We start from the raw sequence: 21,186 nt of genomic DNA, 5'->3' as shown, positions 1-21,186 counted from the left end.
CAGCGGTCCTCGTCGAGCTCCGGTCCGGGGCCGGCGTGGACTGCTGCCGGCGCCCGGCCCGTGAGCGGTGCCCGTCACCGATACCCGGCCGTCTCCGCCGGCCGGCCGGCGTTGTCGGCCGTCCAGGTGACGCGAGCCGTCGCGGCCGGTGAAACCGTAGTCGCTGTGCGGGCTGCCCACGGGACGGCGACCGACCGCGCGTCCGACGCACCACGGGCTCTCCGACATGTGTGAAGGGGGGCGCCGCCTCAGCGCGTCGCGTCGGTCGTCCTCGGTGACACCGAACGGGACGAGCATCATCTCCGAGCGCCGCCGGCCGGGGGTGGGCGCCACCGCCGTCCCGCCATGCGGCTTCCGCTCGTGTACGAGCAGGGAGCCCGGGCCGGCGCCGCCGGCCCCCGCCCCTGCCGTCCGGCTCAGTCCTCCGCGCGTTCGTTCAGGTGGTGCAGCAGTCTCGCCAGCTCCGCGACCTCGGCCCGGTCCCAGTCCGCCAGCTTGCGGGCGTAACGGCCGCGGCGGGCGTCCCGGACGCTGCGGAACCGCGCGAGGCCCTCGTCGGTGAGGTGGACGAGCGAGGCCCGGCCGTCGGCCGGATCGTTCTCGCGCGCCACCAGGCCGAGGACCTCCAGGGCGCGGAGCTGGCGGCTCATGGTCGCCTTGCCGACGCCGAAGTAGGCGGCGAGATCCGTGGCGCGCTGCCGCCCTGCCGACTCCAGCCGTACGAGGAGGCCGTAGGCCGCGGACTCCAGATCCGGGTGGACCTCACGCGCCATCTCCCCCGAGCTGGCGCGCGCCCGGCGCAGGAAGACCGCCAATTCGCGCTCCAGCGCGAGGAATTCATGGTCCACACCACTCCCGGCCGCCGGAGCGGGTTCACTCCCGGTTCCGCTCCCGTGCACGTCAGCACTCCTCATACGCTTTCCTGCCGATGAAGGCCTCTCGGCTCCGGCCATCGCCGCAGCTGAGCCAGTATTTCGCAGGAGTACACCTCCGACGGGGCCGGACCCTCCCAGGTGGCTGACCGCCCCCGCCGTACGGCCGAGCGCCGGCGTGGAGCCCCGGGCCATCGGGACGCCCCGCCGCCTCCGGGCCCACTATGCACTCGGCGTATACACACTATGTATAGTCACACCGTCCCGCACCGCCGGTGTGCGGCCCGGCGATGGGGAGTGACCTGCTGTGCCCAGAAAGACGACGCGCTTCGGTACGGGGTTGGCCGCGACGCTTGTGACCGCGCTCACGCTGACGCTGAGCGGCTGCTCCGTGGCCACGACGGCCCCCGCGACAGCGCGCGGCGGCGCCGCCTCCGACGCCAGGGGGGCGTTCGGCCGGGTCGACTGCCGCGAGGCCAAGTGCATCGCGCTGACCTTCGACGCGGGCCCGGCGGAGGACACCCCGCACCTCCTGGACGTCCTCAAGGAGAAGAAGGTGCCGGCGACGTTCTTCCTGCTGGGCAGGAACCACGTCCTGAAACACCCCGGCACCGTGCGTCGCATCGCGGCCGAGGGACACGAGGTCGCCAACCACACCTGGACACACGCGATCCTGACGGAGCTGAAGCCCGACGCAATACGCGCCGAGCTGGAGAGGACCCAGCTCGCGATCGAGGAGATCACCGGGAAGAAGCCGCGGCTGATGCGTCCGCCACAGGGCCGTACCGACGACACCGTCTCCAGGATCAGCAAGGAGCTCGGCCTGTCGCAGGTCCTGTGGAGCGCGACCGCCAAGGACTACTCCACGAACGACTCCGCGCTGATAAGGAAGCGAATACTCGACCAGGCGGGCAGGGACGGGATCATCCTGCTGCACGACATCTACAAGGGCACCGTCCCCGCGGTGCCGGGCATCGTCGACACACTGAAGGACCGCGGCTACACCTTCGTGACCGTCCCTCAGCTCATGGCGCCCGCCGAGCCGGAGCCGGGCACCGTCTACCGGCCGTGACCCGCCCTGCCGGACACGCGGAACGGCCCGCCCCTCCCTCGCGGGAGGAACGGGCCGTCCGTACCGGCCGTGTCCGTGGTGCCGCGCCCGTCACCGCGTGGCGCCTACGCCGCGGCCGGGATCCTGTCCTCGGCCCTCGCCGTGGCCGGGGTGAGGGCGATCTCCAGGACCTGGCGGACATCGGTCACCGGGTGGACCTCCAGGGTGTCGAGGACCTCGGCCGGGACGTCGTCCAGGTCGGCCTCGTTCCGCTTGGGGATCACCACGGTGGTGATGCCGGCCCGGTGCGCTGCCAGCAGCTTCTGCTTCAGGCCGCCGATCGGCAGCACGCGTCCGGTCAGCGACACCTCACCGGTCATCGCCACGTCCGTACGGACGAGCCGCCCCGAGAGCAGCGAGGCCAGTGCCGTCGTCATCGTGATGCCGGCGCTCGGGCCGTCCTTGGGAACGGCGCCCGCCGGGAAGTGGATGTGCGCGCCACGGTCCTTCAGGTCCGCGACCGGCAGCTCCAGCTCCGCCCCGTGCGACCGCAGGAAGCTCAGCGCGATCTGGGCGGACTCCTTCATCACGTCGCCGAGCTGGCCGGTGAGGGTCAGCCCGGACGCCCCGGTCTCCGGGTCGGCCAGCGACGCCTCGACGAACAGCACGTCGCCCCCCGCTCCGGTCACCGCGAGCCCGGTGGCGACGCCCGGCACCGCGGTACGGCGCTCGGCCGGGTCCTGCGCCGACTCGGGAACGTGGTGGGGGCGTCCGATGAGGTCCCGCAGGTCCTCGTCGGTCACCATGAACGGGAGCTCACGGTCGCCCAGCTCGTGCTGGGCCGCGACCTTGCGGAGCAGCCGGGCGACGGCCCGCTCCAGATTCCGTACGCCGGCCTCCCTCGTGTACTCACCGGCCAGCTTGCGCAGCGCCGACTCGTCGAGGCTCACCTCGTCCTGCTCCAGACCGGCCCGCTCCAGCTGGCGCGGGAGCAGGTGGTCACGGGCGATGACGACCTTCTCGTCCTCCGTGTAGCCGTCCAGCCTGACGAGCTCCATGCGGTCCAGCAGGGCCTCCGGGATGGCTTCGAGCACGTTGGCGGTGGCCAGGAACACCACGTCGCTGAGGTCGAGTTCGACCTCCAGGTAGTGGTCGCGGAAGGTGTGGTTCTGCGCCGGGTCGAGCACTTCGAGCAGGGCTGCCGCCGGGTCGCCCCGGAAGTCGGAGCCGACCTTGTCGATCTCGTCGAGCAGGACGACCGGGTTCATCGATCCGGCCTCCTTGACGGCGCGGACGATGCGTCCGGGGAGCGCCCCGACGTACGTACGCCGGTGTCCCCTGATCTCCGCCTCGTCCCGGACACCGCCGAGCGCGACCCGGACGAACTTGCGGCCCATGGCGTGCGCGACGGACTCGCCCAGCGAGGTCTTCCCGACCCCGGGGGGGCCTACGAGGGCCAGCACCGCGCCGCCGCGCCGTCCGCCGACGACGCCGAGGCCCCGGTCGGAGCGGCGCTTGCGCACCGCGAGGTACTCGGTGATGCGTTCCTTCACGTCCTGCAGGCCGGCGTGCTCGGCGTCGAGGATCTCCTGGGCGCCCTTGATGTCGTACGCGTCCTCGGTCCGCTCGGTCCACGGCAGTTCCAGGACGGTGTCCAGCCAGGTGCGGATCCAGGACCCCTCGGGGCTCTGGTCTGAGGCGCGCTCCAGCTTCTCGACCTCCTTGAGGGCGGCCTCACGGACGTTCCCCGGAAGATCGGCGGCCTCCACGCGTGCCCGGTAGTCGTCGGACTCGTCCCCGGAACCGGATTCGCCGTTGAGCTCGGAGAGCTCCTTGCGCACGGCGTCGAGCTGGCGCCGCAGCAGGAATTCGCGCTGCTGCTTGTCGACACCCTCCTGGACGTCCTTGGCGATGGACTCGGCGACGTCCTGTTCGGCGAGGTGCTCGCCGAGCCACTGGACGGCGAGTTTCAGGCGGGCCACCGCGTCCGCGGTCTCCAGCAGCTGCACCTTCTGTGCGGTGGTGAGGAAGGGCGAGTACCCGGAATTGTCGGCGAGCGCCGAGATGTCCTCGATCTGCTGCACCCGGTCCACGACCTGCCAGGCACCGCGCTTCTTCAGCCAGCTGGTGGCGAGCGCCTTGTACTCCTTGGCGAGCTCGGCGGCGGAGCCGGGCAGGGGGTCGGGCACGGACACGTCGATCCTGGTGCCCTCGACCCACAGCGCGTTCCCGGGACCACTGGTGCCGGCGCCGATCCGCACCCGGGCACGGGCCCGGATGAGGGCACCCGGGTCGCCGTCCGAGAGCCGGCCGACCTGTTCGACGGTGCCGAGGACACCCGTCCCGGTGTAGCTGCCGTCGATGCGCGGCACGAGCAGCACCTCGGGCTTGCCGCCCCCCGGCCGTGCGACGGCCTGCGCGGCCTCGACGGCGGCACGGACCTCCGCATCCGACAGGTCGAGCGGCACCACCATTCCGGGCAGCACGACCTCGTCGTCGAGCGGCAGCACGGGCAGGTCGATCGGCGTGAACGCCTGGGACGCATTGGACTCAGCAGTCATGATCTCCCCTTCGGCAGGCAAGTTGAGTTACATGCACTCAATGCTCGTCAGTCGCCGAATGTTCCCCACGCCGCGTTCGCCCTGAGCGATCACCATGCCCGGGGGCGGCCAGGGGGACGGGCCCCGGACGACGCCGCCCGGACCGCTCCGCCGCACCCGCATCCAGGGCAGCACCCTGCGGGGCACCGCCATTCCCGGAGCCACCGTCAGGATGTGCCGCACGCCCGCGTCCGGAGGGTGAGTCCGCGGGAATCCGCTGGTCCGCCGGACCGGGTCCGGGCAGGATGGGCCGGATCAGGATCGCCGACGGCCGGAGACCGGAGACCCGCCCATGCCCACCGCAGATGCCCACCGCCCCGTGACCCTCGACCGGCGCGAAGGGCCGTTCGGCGAGGTCGTCCTGCGGGAGCGCGGCGACGACTTCGAGATCATCGCCAACGGCTGTTTCCTGATGGACACCGCCGACGGCCGCTCCGAGCGGCTGCTGATCGACGCGGCGCTCGCCGCCCTGCCGCCCGGCCGGCCCGACCCCGCCCTGCTCATCGGCGGGCTCGGTGTCGGATTCTCGCTCGTCCGCGCGGCCGAGGAGCGGCGCTGGGGCCGGATCGTCGTCGTCGAGCGGGAGCAGGCCATCGTGGACTGGCACCTGGAGGGGCCGCTCGGCCGGATCTCCGCCGCCGCCCTCGCCGATCCGCGGACCGGGATCCTCCGTACGGACCTCGTCGATCACCTCAGAACGGCCACGGAGCGTTACGACGCACTCTGCCTGGACATCGACAACGGGCCCGACTGGACCGTCACCGAGGACAACGGGAGCCTCTATTCACCCGCCGGTCTGGCGGCCTGCCACGCGCGCCTGACGCCCGGCGGAGTCCTCGCCGTATGGTCCGCACAGCCGTCCGCGGCCTTCGGCGAAGCACTGCGGAATGCCGGATTCCACGCGGTACGGACCGAAGAAGTAGCGGTTGCCCGAGGTGTGCCCGACGTGGTCCATCTCGCAGTGCGGGCCCGCTGAACCCCCACCCGGTCCGCACGGTCGCCGCCGGACCACGGGCCAAGTGGCACAAGGCCGACGATCCGCCTCCTCCGAGGGGTTCCGCCCCCACGTCGGACAACACCCTGCGTAGCCGGGAGCCGTCTTCTGCCTTTACGCTGCTGAGCGGCACAAGGGATCACCGACGACATCCACAAGCGATAACCGCGCTCCGGGGGAATGGCCTCCGCGAGAACGGGCAGGGGCGGGGCGATGGAACAGACACACACCACCCACAACGGCGTCGCTGCCACCCCCGGGGCTCAGCGCCGGGTTCTGGTGGTAGAGGACGACGCGACGATCGTCGACGCCATTTCCGCCCGGCTGCGCGCCGAGGGCTTTCTGGTGCAGACAGCGCTGGACGGTCCCGCCGCCGTGGACGCGGCCGAGGCCTGGCAGCCCGACCTGATGGTGCTCGACATCATGCTTCCCGGCTTCGACGGCCTCGAGGTCTGCCGCCGCGTCCAGGCCCAGCGCCCCGTGCCGGTGCTGATGCTCACCGCGCGCGACGACGAGACCGACATGCTGGTCGGGCTCGGGGTCGGCGCCGACGACTACATGACCAAGCCGTTCTCCATGCGCGAGCTGGCGGCGCGGGTGCACGTCCTGCTGCGCCGGGTGGAGCGGGCCGCGCTGGCCGCCGTGACCCCGCGCAGCGGCATCCTGCGTCTCGGCGAGCTGGAGATCGACCACGCGCAGCGCCGGGTCCGGGTGCGCGCCGAGGACGTCCACCTGACGCCGACCGAGTTCGACCTGCTGGTCTGCCTGGCCAACACGCCCCGGGCGGTGCTCTCCCGGGAGCAGCTGCTGGCCGAGGTCTGGGACTGGGCGGACGCCTCCGGGACCCGCACGGTCGACAGCCACATCAAGGCCCTGCGCAGGAAGATCGGCGCCGAGCGGATCCGTACGGTCCACGGTGTCGGTTACGCCCTGGAGACACCCGCGCCATGACGCGGCCCGGCTCCGGACTGCGGCCCTTCTCGATCAAGGCCAAGCTGGGAACGCTCGTCGTGGTCTCCGTGTTCATCACGACCGGACTGCTGATCGTCGCCCTGCGGACCAGGACCGAGTTCCGGTTCATCACGGTCTTCTCCGTGATCGCCACGCTGCTGATCACCCAGTTCGTGGCGCACGGGCTGACCGCGCCGCTGGACGAGATGCGGGCGGTGGCCCGGTCCATCTCGCACGGCGACTACACCAGACGTGTGAGCGGCGCCGGGCGGCGCGACGAGCTGGGCGACCTCGCGCAGACGATCAACCGCATGGCGGACGATCTGGAGGCGGAGGACCGGCACCGCAAGGAGCTGGTGGCCAATGTCTCCCACGAGCTGCGCACGCCCATCGCCGCGCTCAGAGCCGTGCTGGAGAACGTGGTGGACGGGGTGTCCGCCGCCGATCCCGAGACCATGCGTACGGCCCTGAAGCAGACCGAACGCCTGGGCAGGCTGGTGGAGACCCTGCTGGACCTCTCCCGGCTGGACAACGGAGTGGTGACGCTCAAGGCACGCCGCTTCGAGGTGTGGCCGTATCTCTCGGGCGTGCTGAAGGAGGCCAACCTCGCGGCCTCGCGGCGCCGGCTCTCGTCGGGCTCCGGGAACCACTCCCGTACGGACGTCCATCTGCACCTGGACGTGTCGCCGCCCGAACTGACCGCGCACGCCGACGCGGAACGGCTGCACCAGGTGGTCGCCAACCTCATCGACAACGCGGTCAAGCACAGCCCGCCGCACGGACGGGTCACGGTACTGGCGCGGCGCGGAGCCCGTCCCGAGTCGCTCGAACTGGAGATCATCGACGAGGGGCCCGGGATCCCGGAGGCGGAGCGCCACCGGGTCTTCGAGCGCTTCAACCGCGGGCAGGCACCGTATCCGCACGGCCCCGGCAGCGACGGCGGTACGGGACTGGGGCTGGCGATCGCCCGCTGGGCGGTGGATCTGCACGGCGGTCATATCGGTGTGGCCGAATCAGCCCGAGGCTGCCGAATCCGAGTCACCCTCCCAGGGACTCCGAGCTCGCACGGTTGACTCGGCGTTCGAACCGAACGTCACCCTGTGCGTACGGAAGGTCACATTCTACGTCGCGACCGGGAAAGCGATACGGTCCAGGTGGGCCGTAACACCGGTCCCGCGTACCCGAAGTGCAGCGGAACCCCGCTTGTTTCCCGCCATTTCATGCGCCGAAACCCGGTTTCCGATGTGATGTGCACGACGAAGACCGGCCCGGCCTGCATGTGACGGCTGGGGAGGCGTAGCCTTGATTTCCGCTGTCCATCACCTTGTGAAGCGGAAGAGGGCGGTTCACGCCGTGTCGTCTCAGTCCCCCAGTAACTCGAGCATCTCGACCGATCAAGAAGCCGGCTCCGGGTCCAACCCCGCCGCCGCTTTCGGCCCCAACGAGTGGCTTGTCGACGAGATCTACCAGCAGTACCTCCAGGACCCGAATTCGGTCGATCGCGCCTGGTGGGACTTCTTCGCCGACTACAAGCCGGGTACGTCCGGCACGGCGGACAAGCCCGTCCCCACAGATGCGGGAGCGGTGACCCCGGCCCCGGCCGCCGCCGCTTCGAGCACCGCCGACAACACCGCTCCGGCCCAGCAGGCCGCTCCGGCACCGGTCGCGGCGCCCGCGGCCGCTCCGGCGAAGGCGGCGGCTCCGGCCCAGGCCGCACCCGCCGCCCCGGTGAAGGCAGCGGCTCCGGCCGCTCCCGCGAAGGCAGCTCCGGCCGCCGCCAGGGCCGAGGCTCCGGCCGACGCCCCGGCCGGCCCGGAGTACGTGACGCTGCGCGGCCCTTCGGCCGCCGTCGCGAAGAACATGAACGCCTCGCTGGAGCTGCCGACGGCCACGTCCGTCCGCGCCGTCCCCGTGAAGCTGCTGTTCGACAACCGCATCGTCATCAACAACCACCTGAAGCGCGCCCGCGGCGGGAAGATCTCCTTCACGCACCTCATCGGGTACGCGATGGTGCAGGCCCTCAAGGCCATGCCGTCGATGAACTACTCCTTCGCGGTCAAGGACGGCAAGCCGACCCTGGTCAAGCCGGAGCACATCAACCTCGGCCTGGCCATCGACCTGGTGAAGCCGAACGGCGACCGCCAGCTCGTCGTCGCGGCCATCAAGAAGGCCGAGACGCTCAACTTCTTCGAGTTCTGGCAGGCGTACGAGGACATCGTCCGCCGTGCCCGCGTCGGCAAGCTCGGCATGGACGACTTCTCCGGAGTCACCGCCTCGCTGACCAACCCCGGCGGCATCGGCACCGTCCACTCGGTGCCCCGCCTGATGCCCGGACAGGGCCTCATCATGGGCGTCGGCGCGATGGACTACCCGGCGGAATTCCAGGGCACCTCGCAGGACACCCTGAACAAGCTGGGCATCTCGAAGGTCATGACCCTGACCTCGACGTACGACCACCGGGTCATCCAGGGTGCCGCGTCCGGCGAGTTCCTGCGCGTCCTGGCCCAGCTCCTGCTCGGCGAGAACGAGTTCTACGACGAGATCTTCAAGGCGCTGCGCATCCCCTACGAGCCGGTCCGCTGGCTCAAGGACATCGACGCATCGCACGACGACGACGTCACCAAGGCCGCGCGGGTCTTCGAGCTGATCCACTCCTACCGGGTCCGCGGCCACGTCATGGCCGACACCGACCCGCTGGAGTACCGCCAGCGCAAGCACCCGGACCTGGACATCACCGAGCACGGCCTCACCCTGTGGGACCTGGAGCGCGACTTCGCGGTCGGCGGTTTCGCCGGCAAGACGATGATGAAGCTCCGCGACATCCTCGGTGTGCTGCGTGAGTCCTACTGCCGCACCACCGGCATCGAGTTCATGCACATCCAGGAGCCGAAGGAGCGCAAGTGGCTCCAGGACCGGGTGGAGCGTCCGCGCCCGGCTCCGGAGCGCGAGGAGCAGCTGCGGATCCTGCGCCGCCTCAACGCCGCCGAGGCGTTCGAGACGTTCCTGCAGACCAAGTACGTCGGCCAGAAGCGGTTCTCGCTGGAGGGCGGCGAGTCCGTCATCCCGCTGCTCGACGCGGTCATCGACTCCGCCGCCGAGGCCCGCCTCGACGAGGTCGTCATCGGCATGGCCCACCGTGGCCGGCTGAACGTCCTGGCCAACATCGTGGGCAAGTCGTACGCGCAGATCTTCCGGGAGTTCGAGGGCAACCTCGACCCGCGGTCGATGCACGGCTCCGGCGACGTCAAGTACCACCTGGGCGCCGAAGGCACCTTCACCGGTCTGGACGGCGAGCAGATCAAGGTCTCGCTGGCCGCCAACCCCTCGCACCTGGAGGCGGTCGACCCGGTCCTGGAGGGCATCGCCCGCGCCAAGCAGGACATCATCAACAAGGGCGGTACGGACTTCACGGTCCTGCCCGTCGCGCTCCACGGCGACGCCGCCTTCGCGGGCCAGGGCGTCGTCGCCGAGACGCTCAACATGTCGCAGCTGCGCGGCTACCGCACCGGCGGCACCGTGCACGTGGTGATCAACAACCAGGTCGGCTTCACCGCCGCCCCGGAGTCCTCGCGCTCCTCGATGTACGCCACGGACGTGGCGCGCATGATCGAGGCGCCGATCATCCACGTCAACGGTGACGACCCGGAGGCCGTGGTCCGTGTCGCGCGGCTCGCCTTCGAGTACCGGCAGACGTTCAACAAGGACGTCGTCATCGACCTCATCTGCTACCGCCGCCGCGGTCACAACGAGGGCGACAACCCGGAGTTCACCAACCCTCAGATGTACACGCTGATCGACAAGAAGCGCTCGGTGCGCAAGCTCTACACCGAGTCCCTCATCGGTCGCGGCGACATCACGCTGGAAGAGGCCGAGCAGGCGCTCCAGGACTTCCAGGGCCAGCTGGAGAAGGTCTTCGCGGAGGTCCGCGAGGCCACCTCGACGCCGTCCCAGCCGCATGTCCCGGACGTCCAGGCCGAGTTCCCGGTGGCGGTGGCCACCGCGGTCTCCTCGGAGGTCGTGAAGCTGATCGCCGAGTCCCAGGTCAACATCCCCGACGAGATCACCGTCCACCCGCGCCTGATGCCGCAGATGCAGCGTCGTGCCGCCTCGGTGGAGAACGGCACGATCGACTGGGGCATGGGCGAGACCCTGGCCATCGGGTCGCTGCTGATGGAGGGCACCCCGGTCCGGCTCGCCGGCCAGGACACCCGCCGCGGCACGTTCGGCCAGCGTCACGCCGTTCTCGTCGACCAGAAGACCGGCGAGGACTACACCCCGCTGCTCTACCTCTCCGACGACCAGGCCCGGTACAACGTCTACGACTCGCTGCTCAGCGAGTACGCGGCGATGGGCTTCGAGTACGGCTACTCGCTGGCCCGTCCGGAGTCGCTGGTCATCTGGGAGGCCCAGTTCGGTGACTTCGTCAACGGCGCGCAGACCGTCGTCGACGAGTTCATCTCCTCCGCCGAGCAGAAGTGGGGCCAGACGTCCGGCGTCACCCTGCTGCTGCCGCACGGCTACGAGGGCCAGGGACCGGACCACTCGTCCGCCCGCCCGGAGCGTTTCCTGCAGATGTGCGCGCAGGACAACATGACGGTCGCGATGCCCACCCTGCCGTCGAACTACTTCCACCTTCTGCGGTGGCAGGTCCACAACCCGCACCACAAGCCGCTGATCGTCTTCACCCCGAAGTCGATGCTGCGCCTGAAGTCGGCGGCCTCGAAGGCGGAGGAGTTCACCACCGGTGGCTTCCGTCCGGTCATCGGCGACGAGTCGGTCAGTGCCGAGGCGGTCCGCAAGGTCGTCTTCTGCGCGGGCAAGCTCTACTACGACCTGGACGCCGAGCGCGAGAAGCGCGGTGACACGGAGACGGCGATCATCCGTCTGGAGCGTCTGTACCCGCTGCCGGGTACGGAGATCCAGGCCGAGATCGCCAAGTACCCGAACGCCGAGAAGTACCTGTGGGCCCAGGAGGAGCCGGCCAACCAGGGTGCGTGGCCGTTCATCGCGCTCAACCTGATCGACCACCTGGACCTGGCCGTCGGCGCCGACGTGCCGCACGGTGAGCGCCTGCGCCGCATCTCGCGTCCGCACGGCTCGTCCCCGGCGGTCGGCTCGGCCAAGCGCCACCAGGCCGAGCAGGCACAGTTGGTCGCCGAGGTCTTCGAGGCCTGATCAGCGGCAGTACACGCCACAGGGCCCGGACCCGCGAGAGTCGACTCGTGGGTCCGGGCCCTGTGGCGTCGTGGGAACGCCGTCCCGCGTCGTGTCGCGGTCAGATCATCTGCGGCTCGAAGTCCCAGTACGGCCGGTTGCGCGAGCGTGCGGAGACGGTGTGCACGTGCTGCGCGCCGAGGCTCGACGCGAGGTCGCCCAGCGCCTCGCCCTCGACCTTCTCCGCCCCGGTCCGGTCCCGCAGCCCCCGCAGGTCGGCCGCGTACGCGATCCTGGCCGACAGGGTCAGCGGGTGGGTGCGGCCCATGACTTCGGTGGCGCGGGTCACCGTGGCCTCGGTGAGCTCGGCCGCGGACTCCGGGTCCCCGACCAGGTTGCGCAGCGCCGAGGCGTTGATCGCGCAGCCCAGGGTCCAGGGGTGGTTCTCCCCCACCGCCCGGGTCATGTCGGCGAGGGCCCCCTCGATGAGCAGGTGGGCCTGGTCCCGTTCGCCCACGTTGCGCAGGATGAGCCCGTGGTTGGCCCGGATGCCGGCCAGGTACGGGTGATCCTCGCCGAGCATCATCCGGTACCCGTCCATGACCCGGTCGCTTATGGCCCTCGCCTGGTCGACGTCCGCGTGCTCGCGGGCGAAGCAGCTCTGGCCGGCCGAGAACATCAGGGTCAGCGGGTCGGACTCGCCGAGCACCCGCTCGGCCCGTTCCAGGACCCGGGCGAGCGCCGTCCCCGCCTCGCCCCGCTCGCCGAGGCGGTAGCGGCAGAGCGCCAGGTTGTACTCGGCGATCAGTGTCTGCGGGTTGTCCGCGCCCAGTGTGATCACGTGGACGCGGGCGCTCTGCGCCTGGAGGGACTCCGCCTCGCTGTAGCGGCCCAGCAGGCGCAGGTCCGTGGCGTAGCTGATCTCGGAGAGGAGGGTCCAGCGGTGCCGCGGTTTGAGGAGCAGACGCCGGGCCTCCAGGGTGCGCCGGTCGAGGTCGCGGGACTCCTCGTACCGCCCGAGCAGGCGCAGGGAGACGGCCAGGTTGTTCTGGGCGTTGACGGTGCGTGAGTCCTGGTCCCCGAGCAGGTCGCGGTAGGCGAGGAGGAGCCAGGTGGACATCTCCAGGGCCTCGTCGTACCGGCCGAGCCCGCGCAGGTCCGCGGCGAGGCCGGTGGCGGCCCTCAGGTGGTTCAGGTCCTGCGGCCCGCGCTCCTCGCGCAGATGGTTCACGACGACCCGCTCCATGGCCTCCGTGACCGCGTAGTCGCCCACGGCCCGCAGCAGGTTGGCGTAGTGGTAGCCGACGTCCCACACCCGGGGGTGGGTCTCGCCGAGCAGCTCCCGCCAGGTCTCCATGGCGCGTTCGCCGAGCTTGATGCCCGCCCGGTACTCCCCGGAGCAGTACATGTAGCGCAGACAGTTGAGGACCAGGTTCTGGACGGCCGGGTCGGTGCTCTCCAGGACCTGGGCCCATTTGAGATGCGGGACGACCTCTGCGTAGGCGGGCCAGTACAGCGCCTCCATGGGACGGCCGGGGTCCGCGGCGGCCAGGGCGCGGCGCACGACGTCGACGAACTCCCCGCGGTCGGGTTCGCGCAGGTCGAGCCCGAGGACCTTGTGCACCATCCGGTGCAGGTAGATCGACTCGCCGGAGGACGCCTCCTCGGTGCCCGACTCGTGCGACTCCAGCCGGACGACGGAGTACTGCCGCAGCCGGCCGACCGCCCGGTTCCACAGCACCGGATCGTTCATCAGCCGGGCGAGCTGCTCCGGGAGGTCGCCGGGCGGCATCTCCTTGAGCAGCCGTACGGGGATGGAGCCCGGGGCGAAGAAGCTGCACAGCCGGAGCAGGTCGACTGCCTCGGGGACGGTCTCCTTGAGCTGGTTCAGCAGTATCGACCAGGCGGTCTGGAAGGCCAGCGGGAAGTCCGCGGAGACCTTGACCACGTCTCCCTCGATGCCGTTGTCGAGGAGCTGGATGTACTCCCGCACGGACATGTCGGAGTCGTTGAGCCAGCCCGCCGTCTGGTCGAGCAGCAGCGGGAGGTCGCCGAGTGCGCCGGCCAGTTCGTCGGCCTCCGTCTCCGTGAGCCTCGGGGCCCGGCGGCGGACGAAGGAGACGGACTCGTCCCGGTCGTACTCGGGCACCCTGATCAGCGAGCTGTTGTACTCGCCCCACTCGGTGTTGCGCGAGGTGATCAGCACATGGCCGGGTCCGTTCGGTACCAGGTCGCTGATCTGGTCGGGTTCGTCGGCGCCGTCCACGACGAGGAGCCAGCGGGAGTGCGGTGCGCCGCGCCGCAGGGCGTCGCGCACGGCGCGCAGCCGCTCCCCGTACTCGGCGCCGGTGTTCAGGCCCAGCTCCGGAGCCAGTTCGGCGAGCTTCTGGCGGTAGAGGGCCCGCCGGTCGGCCGGCACCCACCACACCACGTCGTACTCCGCGTTGAAGCGGTAGACGTACTCCGCGGCCAGCTGGGTCTTGCCGACGCCGGACATCCCGTGCACGGTGACGACACCGGCGCCCGGACCCGCGTCCTGGAGGGCGTGGTAGACATCGCTGAGCAGGGCCTCGCGACCCGTGAACCGCGTGTTGCGGCGGGGCACGCCGCCCCAGACCTCGGGGGTGACGGCCGGATAGCGCGGTGCCGGTTTCGCTCCTTCGGGCCGGGGCAGCGGTTCCTCGGGCAGTTCGAGGTGGGCGAGCAGGCGCCGCTCCGCGTCCGCCTGACCGGTGTTGGTCAGGTCGGCCGCGGCGAAGACCGAGGTGGCGCCGGGAAGCGCCGAGGTGGTGACGGAGACGGCGGCGAAGCGGCCCGGGTCGGGGGCGACCACCGCGTGCAGCGCCCTGTTCCACTCCTCGTGGCCGCGGGGGCCGAGCTGGAAGTACCACTCGCTGAGGACGACGAGGATCCGGCCGGGGGCGAGCATCAGATTCCGGAGCTCGTCCTCCAGCGAGGTGCCGGCCCGCGGGTCCCAGCGCTGATAGCCGACCCGTACCCCGCGCCGTTCGAGGCAGTCCCCGATCCAGATGGCCCAGGCCCGGTTGAACCCCGCGAAACTGATGGTGACCAACTGCGTCCCGGCCGCCCCGACGTGCCTACCTGATACGGGCATTCAACCGTCTCCCTGCATCGTCACAAGCCTTTTCAACATACACCGGCGGCCTTGCCGGGACCGTGCGTTCCCGCCCGGCGGGCACGGTTGCTCACAGCTGCCCCGAGCCGTTCCTCTGCTGCCATATCACCCGCGCCGTACCCACGTAGGCCCGCGCGCGGGCCCGGTGCCCCGTGGGGGCGGGAGATTCCGCCAGACGGTGGTAGAGGTCGATCAACTCGTCGACGATCATGCGTCCCTCCCTCGTCAGCCCGCCTGATCCGGCCAGGACGGGCAGCACGGCGCCCACTTGCTCGTGGCAGCGGGCGTGTTCGGTCCACGCCAGGTCCCGCTCCCCGGTGCGGTCCGCGGCGAGCGCGCAGCGCTGCCAGTAGCCGGCGAGGGCCGCGTGCGACACGGCGCCCTGCAACAGCCCGTCGAACGGCCGGGGGTCGGGGCGCCAGGGCGCGAAGTGCCGCGCCTCCGGGCCCTCGTGGTGCAGCGGCACGAGCGCGGTGAGCGCGGCCAGCTTGGTGTGCTGCAGTTCGTGCACGAGGGTGGAGGCGAAGTACGCGGGCGTTCCCGGGCTGCTGCTGAGGACGGCCCCGAAGGCCTCGCGCCGGGTTCCGCTGCAGTGCGACGTACTCCCGCCCGCCCGGCCGGAACCGGGCGGCGGGGCGAGCGGGACCAGGCAGCGCAGCAGGACCGCCGCTTCGGTGAGCCGGTGGCCGCCGCCGGCCCTGAGCCGGTCGGCGACCCCGGCCCAGGACCCGGCCCAGCCCGCCCGGGCCCGGTCGTCGAGGCTCACGGCGCCGCTCAGGCCGTGGTGCCCCGGGCCGCCGCCCGCCGTGCGGTAGGGATCGAGGTCGTCGAGGGGGACGGGCGCGGCGCCGGGCACGAGGGGCGGCAGCACGTGCACGGGCCGCCACCGCGGGTCGGGGAGGGCCGCACCGTTCCCGGGCCGCACCACGACATCCGCCTCGCCCCTTCGACGTACGGTCATCACCCCCTCGGCGAACGTCAGATCGACCTGGCCGGGGCCGGTCCGCAGGGCCCCGAGGGTGGGCAGCGACAGCGTGGCGCCGCGGGTGGTGAGCCGGGTGGTGAAGGGCATCCGGGCGCGGATCGCGGCGGCGGCGGCGAGGGCCCCGAAGTGGGCGAGGTCGGTGAGGAGTCGCGGGGTGGCCACGTCGCCGCCGAGGCCGGACAGGCAGCGCCTGCCCCAGGGGCCCGCCAGCGGGTGGAGCAGCACGGCGCGGGCGGCGGCGCGATCGGCGCGCTCGGCCGCCTCCAGCAGGGCCCAGTCGGTACGCAGACGGTGGCGCAGGACGGGTGGACAGACCGCGTCCGGTGCCTGGTCGGCAGCGTCGAACAGGGCCCGCAGGAGGACGAAGCGGCGCGTGTCCTGGTCGTGCACCAGCAGGCCGAGGGCGCGGGCGTCCCCTTCGGTACGGCCCAGCGCCCGCAGCTCGCGGTCGGAGAGGACGGGGGTCACGGACGGTCTCCTGTGACGGCGCCGGCCAGCCGGGCCGCGATGTGGCGGATCAGCCGTTCGAGGTCGGCGCAGTAGACGGACGGGTTCACGAAGCCGTGTCCGGCGCGGTAGCGGTGGGCGTAGTGGCCGCCGCCGCAGACGGTGAGCAGCGGGCAGGCACGGCAGGCAGGGGCGAGCGCCCCCGCGCCTGCCTGGCGGGCGGCGACGCCGGGGTGGCGCAGCGCCTCGTCGAATCCGTGCCGGAAGACGTCGAGTCCCGTCGCCGCCGCCGTGTCGTAGGCGGACTTGAGGGAGTCGACCTGCTCGATGCTTCCGTCGGTCTCCACCACGATGGCGTTGACGGGGGCGAGTCCGAGGGATTCGGTGGCGGCGGGCAGGCCCAGCAGGAGGGCCAGGCACTCCTCGAAGAGGCGGATCCGGGTCTCCCGGCGTCCCGCCTGCCACCAGCGGTCGAAGACGGTGCACAGCCAGTCGCCGTACGGGGCCGGCCGCGGGCCCCGCGTGCCGGGGCCGCCCTCCGCGGGCGCGGCGGGCAGACCGGGCGGCGGGGTGGTCCAGTTGCCGTGCGGAAGCAGCAGGTCGAGGGCCGGCGGCCGCAGGGCGAGCAGCGACTCGTACACCTCGACCGGATCGGTGCGCGGGTCGACGACGGTGAGGATGCCGGCGTACGCCCCGGGGTGACGGGCGGCGAGCAGCCGGGCGCCGCGCGAGGCGGCGGGCCAGGAGGGGCGCCCGGCGTGGTCGGTGCGCCGGGTGTTGTGGGCGGGGAGGCCGCCGTCGAGGCTGATGCCGATGCGTATCCCGTGCCCGGCCAGGGTGGCGGCGCGTGCGTCGGTGAGCAGTGTGGCGTTGGTCTGGAGGGTGGTGCGGACGGTGCAGCGGCCGGGGACCCGTGCGCGGACCAGGCCGGCGAGTGCGGCCAGCCGGTCCGCGCCCGCGAGCAGGGGTTCACCGCCGTGCAGGACGAGCGAGATCTCCTTGAGCCGGTGCGTGGCTGCGTGTTCGGCGATGCGCGCGGCGGAGCGGTCCAGGACCGCGTCGGATGCCGCGCCGGGACGGTCGCGCCAGGTGCTGTCCGGCCCCTCGTAGAGGTAGCAGTAGCGGCACGCGAGATTGCAGCGGCCGTGCACCTTGATGATGAACTGCCCGAAGGGTACGGGGGTCACGGGACCGGCGGGCGGCGCCGTGGCAGGGATCTCCCGTGCGGATGCGGACACTCCGGCCTCCTCGCGGGGCCGGTCACAGCGCGCTGGTGAAGCCCCACAGCATTTCCTGCGGCGTCCCGGCCCGGCCCCGCAGATCCGCGACCACCGAGGCGAGGACCGGGTGGTCCATCGTCCGCAGGGCCTGGAGGTCCAGCTCCAGCAGGTCCGGCAGCGGCTCCGGCCCCGCGTGCGGCCCCCGCCGCGCATCTGCTCCGCCTTCACGCGCGGACTGACTCATCCCGACTCCCCGATGCCGTCGTACCCGGCTCGCAGCCGTGCGCCCGCCCGTGAGCGCGCGGCCCTGACGTGGGCGGTGCGGAGCGTGCCCGGCGGCGTTCCCCGTCGCACGCTCATCGCTCCAGCGCGTCCAGCCGACGGTCCGTCGACTCACCTGCCGGGCCGCCCGCGCCCGGCAGTTTGCGCCACTCGAGACGGGCCGCCCGGTACGCGTCGCGCGCGGCCCTGGGGCGCCCCGCCTCTTCATAGGTCATACCCCGCCAGTGGTTGGCTGTAGCAGCCAATTCCACTGCTTGTCCGATCAGTTGTGGAATCTCCGACTCCTCTTCGGCGGTACCGGCGGACTCGGACGCGGCGCGGAAGGCCTCCGCCGCCTCGTCCAGCCGGGTGGCCCGGCCGAGGCTGTGGTAGGCGTCGAGGTGGGACCGCCCCAGCTCCAGCCTGCACTCCGCCTCGGTCAGCGGATCGCGGGCCTCCCGCGCGGCGAGGTCGAAGAGGTGCTCGGCCTCGCGCAGGTCCACCCGTTCCTCGGTGGCACGGTGACGCAGCATCAGGGCCCGGCCGAGCATCAGCAGTCGCCCCGCCTGACGCGGACTGCCGCCCGCCGTCTCCGTGCGGCAGTCGCGCAGCACCCGCACCGCGTCACCGATGTACCGGTCGCCGTCGGGCAGTCCGGCGCGCCGCAACAGGGCGCTGCCCCACTCGGCGAGCAGGTCGGCGCGGTCCCGGGAGTCCCTCGGGACGCTCCGCGCGGCGCCCTCGAACCACTCGGCGGCAAGGATCAGTTCGGCCGGGTCACCGGAGTGCTCGTGGCGTGCGACGCCGATCCGGCCCGCCCTCGCCCGGAGCGGGGCCCGCATCCTCCGGTCGTGCACGGTCTCCAGTGCCTGTTCGACCAGGGTCGACGCCTCGTGCGGGTCACCTCCGCAGCCCAGCAGCGCGTCCACCAGGTCCAGCAGGACCCGCGTGCGGGTGCCCCCCGTGTGCTGGGTGGCGCCGGCCTCGAACGCCTTGCGCAGCGACCGCGCCGACTGGCGGGCGTACACCCGGGACTGCTCCCCGTCCTCGGTCGCCCCGGCCAGCCGCAGCAGGATCCGGCCGTGGGCCAGGACCAGCGACGAGGGGCGGTCCTCCTGGGCGGGCCAGACGTCGGCGAAGGCCTCCAGCATGCCGACGGCGGCCTGCAGCAGCGCGGTGTCACCGCCCAGCCGCCACTGCGCCTCCAGGGCGCGTACCCGCTCCAGCGTGAGCCGCAGCGCGCCCCCGGGGTCCAGCCGCGGGTCCGCGCAGGCCACCGTGTACTCGCGGTCCGCGCGGCGCAGCAGCTCCAGCGCTCCGCGGCGGTCCCCGCGGCGCCGCCGGTCGTCGGCGGCGGCGTGCAGCACCTTGGCCAGGACCGCCCGTTCGGCCACCGCTCCGGGGTGTCCGGCCGCGCGCTCGGCGGCGCTCCCGGCCTCCCGCAGCAGCTCGTCGCCGCCCCGCACCTCCCAGAGGCGGAGCAGGCAGCGCGCGTACTCGGCCCACAGGCCGGGATCGGGATCCGACCGTTCCCGCTCGGTGGCGCCGCGCAGCAGTTGGACGGCGTCGATCAGGTACTGCACCATGCTGTCGGACTCGAACTGCCGTACGAGGTCGCGGGCACCGGCCACCGCGGTGTCTCCGGCCGGATCGGGGTGCCGGGGGCGGAACGCGCCCCCGGGGTGGGCGAACTGCTCGGGCAGTGGCATGAAGCGCTTCAGCACCTGGGCGGCGACCTCGGCGAAGGGGTGCGGGACCCGGGGCGGCGCCACCTCACCCTCGGGCGTGTCCGCCGGGACGCCGCCGGACTCGGGGTCGTCCGCACCGTCCTCGCCGGGCGGGCCCGCCGGATACGGCGCGCCGTACCTGCCCTCGCCCAGCTGAGCCAGGGCCAGGGCCGGGAAGTTGGGGCCCGACCGTCCGAACCGCTGCTCGATGTACTCCGAGCAGTGCTTGAGCACGAGCTTGGCCTCGTCCCGGCCCAGCGATCCGAGCAGTGCCTCCTGGACGCCCGGGGCGATCGCGTACCACTGGCCGTCTTCCGCCGTGTCGCCCGCGGTACGGGTCAGCAGCCCGCTCAGCAGGACCTCGGCGAGCTCGGAGGGGCCGGAGTCCGGCAGCATGGTCCGCTGCACCAGCTGCATCACCGGCAGGCAGAGCGGTGCGGCGGCGAGGTAGACGGCCAGCTGCCCGGCGGCCGGGGAGGCCGACGAACGGAACCGGCTGACCAGCTGGAGCGAGGACAGCCGGACGCCGCCGCCCGGCACGGGGGCCGCGGGCTGGTCCGCGCGCACCCGGGCGACGGCACCGTAGATCCGTCCCGCGCCGGTGCCGGAGAGCAGTCTGGCCCAGCCGGCCAGCGCGCCCGCGACAGGGGGCAGCACGGGGACGGCCAGCGATCCGTCGTACACGCGGAGCAGCGCCCCGGACTCGTCGGCCACCCTGATCGAGGCGGCTCCGCCGGTGCCCTCGCCGCGCGACAGGACGCCGTAGGTCACGGGCAGTCTGGTGCGGTTCCACAGACGCTGCGGCAGTGGCTGCAGAACGGCGGTGGGGGCCTGGCGGGTGAGGTGGTGCAGGAGCCGGTGGGCGTGCCCGCTGCGCCAGATCGGCCCGGCGCAGTCGCTGACCACCACGGTGACGCGCCGGCCCGTGGGGTCGCTGAGCCGGTCCGCGGAGTGCAGGGGGGCGGCGGCCGGGTCGGCGCTGCCGCTCACCGCGGGTGTCCCGTCCGGGCCCTCGTGCAGATAGCGCACCTGGACGTCCCTGAAGGCACCCAGCTGGGCGAACACCACCTGCAGTTCGGTGAACATCCGGTCCCAGACCCGCATGGACGAGGAGGCGTCCATGACGCACTGCAGGACCGCGTCGGCTCGGGACACCCCGCGGAACACCGGGATGATCAGTCCGCCCGTCCGGGCGCTGAGCTCCGCGGTCGCTGCCTCGTCCAGGATGCTGCGCCGGGGCCGGGCGGCGGTCCGGTATCGCTGCAACGGGCGCAGCGCGCGCTGCAGTTCGAGGAGGTCGGGGAGCGCCTGGGCGGCGGGCACCCCGAGGGGGAGCGCCGTGGCACTCCGCCGTCCGGTCCGGCGTGCGCCGCCGGACGTGGTGGGCGCGCCGGTCCCGTACGCGACGGGGTACAGCGCGACGCGCGGGTCCCCGGGCGGCGCCCCGTCCGGCTCGTCGGCCGCTTCGCCGTCGGGAGCGGCCGGGGCCGGCCCCGGGCGGGCGGGCGGCCCGTCGGGGCCGTGGCGCCCGGGATCCGCGGCGGTCCGGTCCGGCAGCGGCCCGGGGACGGCGGATCCCTCCTGCGTGTCCGCGCCGCCGGTCTGCCGGGCGAGCCAGAGCACGTCGCAGATCTGCTCGGCGTCGGGGTCGAGCCCGGCCTCGCGCAGCCTGGCGACGAATGCGGGCAGCAGCCCGCTCCCGCTCCCCGGCTCGTCGCGTCCGCCGTGCCGCGGGGCTGCTGCGTCGTGCGGGCCGCCCGGTCCGTGCCGTGCCCCGGCATCGGACAT

At 72.5% G+C, this 21,186-nt stretch carries 12 protein-coding genes; 5 read left to right on the top strand and 7 right to left on the bottom strand.

Features of this window, described 5'->3' with window-relative positions; genetic code table 11:
• Positions 1 to 416: 416 nt before the first annotated feature.
• Positions 417 to 914: a MarR family transcriptional regulator gene (locus tag AB0F38_RS05905; RefSeq protein WP_361887266.1), complete on the bottom strand. Its 498-nt coding sequence runs from the start codon at positions 912 to 914 to the stop codon at positions 417 to 419.
• 265 nt (positions 915 to 1,179) lie between these two features.
• Here AB0F38_RS05905 and AB0F38_RS05900 point away from each other — a divergent pair, with 265 nt between their 5' ends.
• Positions 1,180 to 1,944 (top strand): polysaccharide deacetylase family protein, encoded by a 765-nt coding sequence (locus AB0F38_RS05900; protein WP_361887263.1) that lies wholly within the window; start codon positions 1,180 to 1,182, stop codon positions 1,942 to 1,944.
• Positions 1,945 to 2,048: 104 nt separating this feature from the next.
• Here AB0F38_RS05900 and lon read toward each other — a convergent pair whose 3' ends face one another.
• On the bottom strand, positions 2,049 to 4,484 hold the full coding sequence (lon, locus tag AB0F38_RS05895; RefSeq protein ID WP_361887260.1) for an endopeptidase La: 2,436 nt from the start codon (positions 4,482 to 4,484) through the stop codon (positions 2,049 to 2,051).
• 331 nt (positions 4,485 to 4,815) lie between these two features.
• On the opposite strand from lon, the gene AB0F38_RS05890 reads away from it, so the two are divergent.
• The 4 genes from AB0F38_RS05890 (at position 4,816) to AB0F38_RS05875 (ending at position 11,643) form a co-directional block, all read left to right on the top strand.
• The gene (locus AB0F38_RS05890) at positions 4,816 to 5,499 is read left to right on the top strand and encodes a spermidine synthase (RefSeq protein ID WP_361887258.1); all 684 of its coding nucleotides are present in this window, start codon (positions 4,816 to 4,818) and stop codon (positions 5,497 to 5,499) included.
• A gap of 231 nt (positions 5,500 to 5,730) precedes the next feature.
• Positions 5,731 to 6,468: a response regulator transcription factor gene (locus tag AB0F38_RS05885; protein ID WP_030079431.1), complete on the top strand. Its 738-nt coding sequence runs from the start codon at positions 5,731 to 5,733 to the stop codon at positions 6,466 to 6,468.
• Positions 6,465 to 7,541 (top strand): HAMP domain-containing sensor histidine kinase, encoded by a 1,077-nt coding sequence (locus tag AB0F38_RS05880; RefSeq protein WP_361887255.1) that lies wholly within the window; start codon positions 6,465 to 6,467, stop codon positions 7,539 to 7,541. Before AB0F38_RS05885 ends, AB0F38_RS05880 begins: the two co-directional genes overlap by 4 nt.
• Before the next feature lie 280 nt (positions 7,542 to 7,821).
• Positions 7,822 to 11,643, top strand: a complete 3,822-nt coding sequence (locus AB0F38_RS05875; protein ID WP_361887252.1) for a multifunctional oxoglutarate decarboxylase/oxoglutarate dehydrogenase thiamine pyrophosphate-binding subunit/dihydrolipoyllysine-residue succinyltransferase subunit — start codon at positions 7,822 to 7,824, stop codon at positions 11,641 to 11,643.
• 100 nt (positions 11,644 to 11,743) lie between these two features.
• Here the strand turns inward: AB0F38_RS05875 and fxsT are convergent, their stop codons facing one another.
• The 5 genes from fxsT to AB0F38_RS05850 form a co-directional block, all read right to left on the bottom strand.
• Positions 11,744 to 14,737, bottom strand: a complete 2,994-nt coding sequence (gene fxsT / locus AB0F38_RS05870) for an FxSxx-COOH system tetratricopeptide repeat protein (RefSeq protein ID WP_361887249.1) — start codon at positions 14,735 to 14,737, stop codon at positions 11,744 to 11,746.
• A gap of 91 nt (positions 14,738 to 14,828) precedes the next feature.
• Complete coding sequence (locus AB0F38_RS05865; protein ID WP_361887245.1) at positions 14,829 to 16,211, bottom strand: HEXXH motif-containing putative peptide modification protein; 1,383 nt, start codon at positions 16,209 to 16,211, stop codon at positions 14,829 to 14,831.
• The gene (locus AB0F38_RS05860; protein WP_361887911.1) at positions 16,208 to 17,377 is read right to left on the bottom strand and encodes an FxsB family cyclophane-forming radical SAM/SPASM peptide maturase; all 1,170 of its coding nucleotides are present in this window, start codon (positions 17,375 to 17,377) and stop codon (positions 16,208 to 16,210) included. The genes AB0F38_RS05865 and AB0F38_RS05860 overlap by 4 nt, the downstream gene beginning before the upstream one ends.
• 73 nt (positions 17,378 to 17,450) lie before the next feature.
• Positions 17,451 to 17,654 (bottom strand): FxSxx-COOH cyclophane-containing RiPP peptide, encoded by a 204-nt coding sequence (gene fxsA / locus AB0F38_RS05855; RefSeq protein ID WP_361887242.1) that lies wholly within the window; start codon positions 17,652 to 17,654, stop codon positions 17,451 to 17,453.
• A 112-nt stretch (positions 17,655 to 17,766) separates the two neighbouring features.
• Positions 17,767 to 21,186 carry an SAV_2336 N-terminal domain-related protein gene (locus AB0F38_RS05850; protein ID WP_361887239.1) on the bottom strand — a complete coding sequence of 1,140 codons (3,420 nt, stop codon included), beginning with the start codon at positions 21,184 to 21,186 and terminating at the stop codon, positions 17,767 to 17,769.

The sequence above is a fragment of the Streptomyces sp. NPDC025273 genome, assembly GCF_040638585.1.
Taxonomy (GTDB): domain Bacteria; phylum Actinomycetota; class Actinomycetes; order Streptomycetales; family Streptomycetaceae; genus Streptomyces; species Streptomyces cinereorectus.
This window is presented reverse-complemented; position numbering and strand designations above follow the sequence as displayed.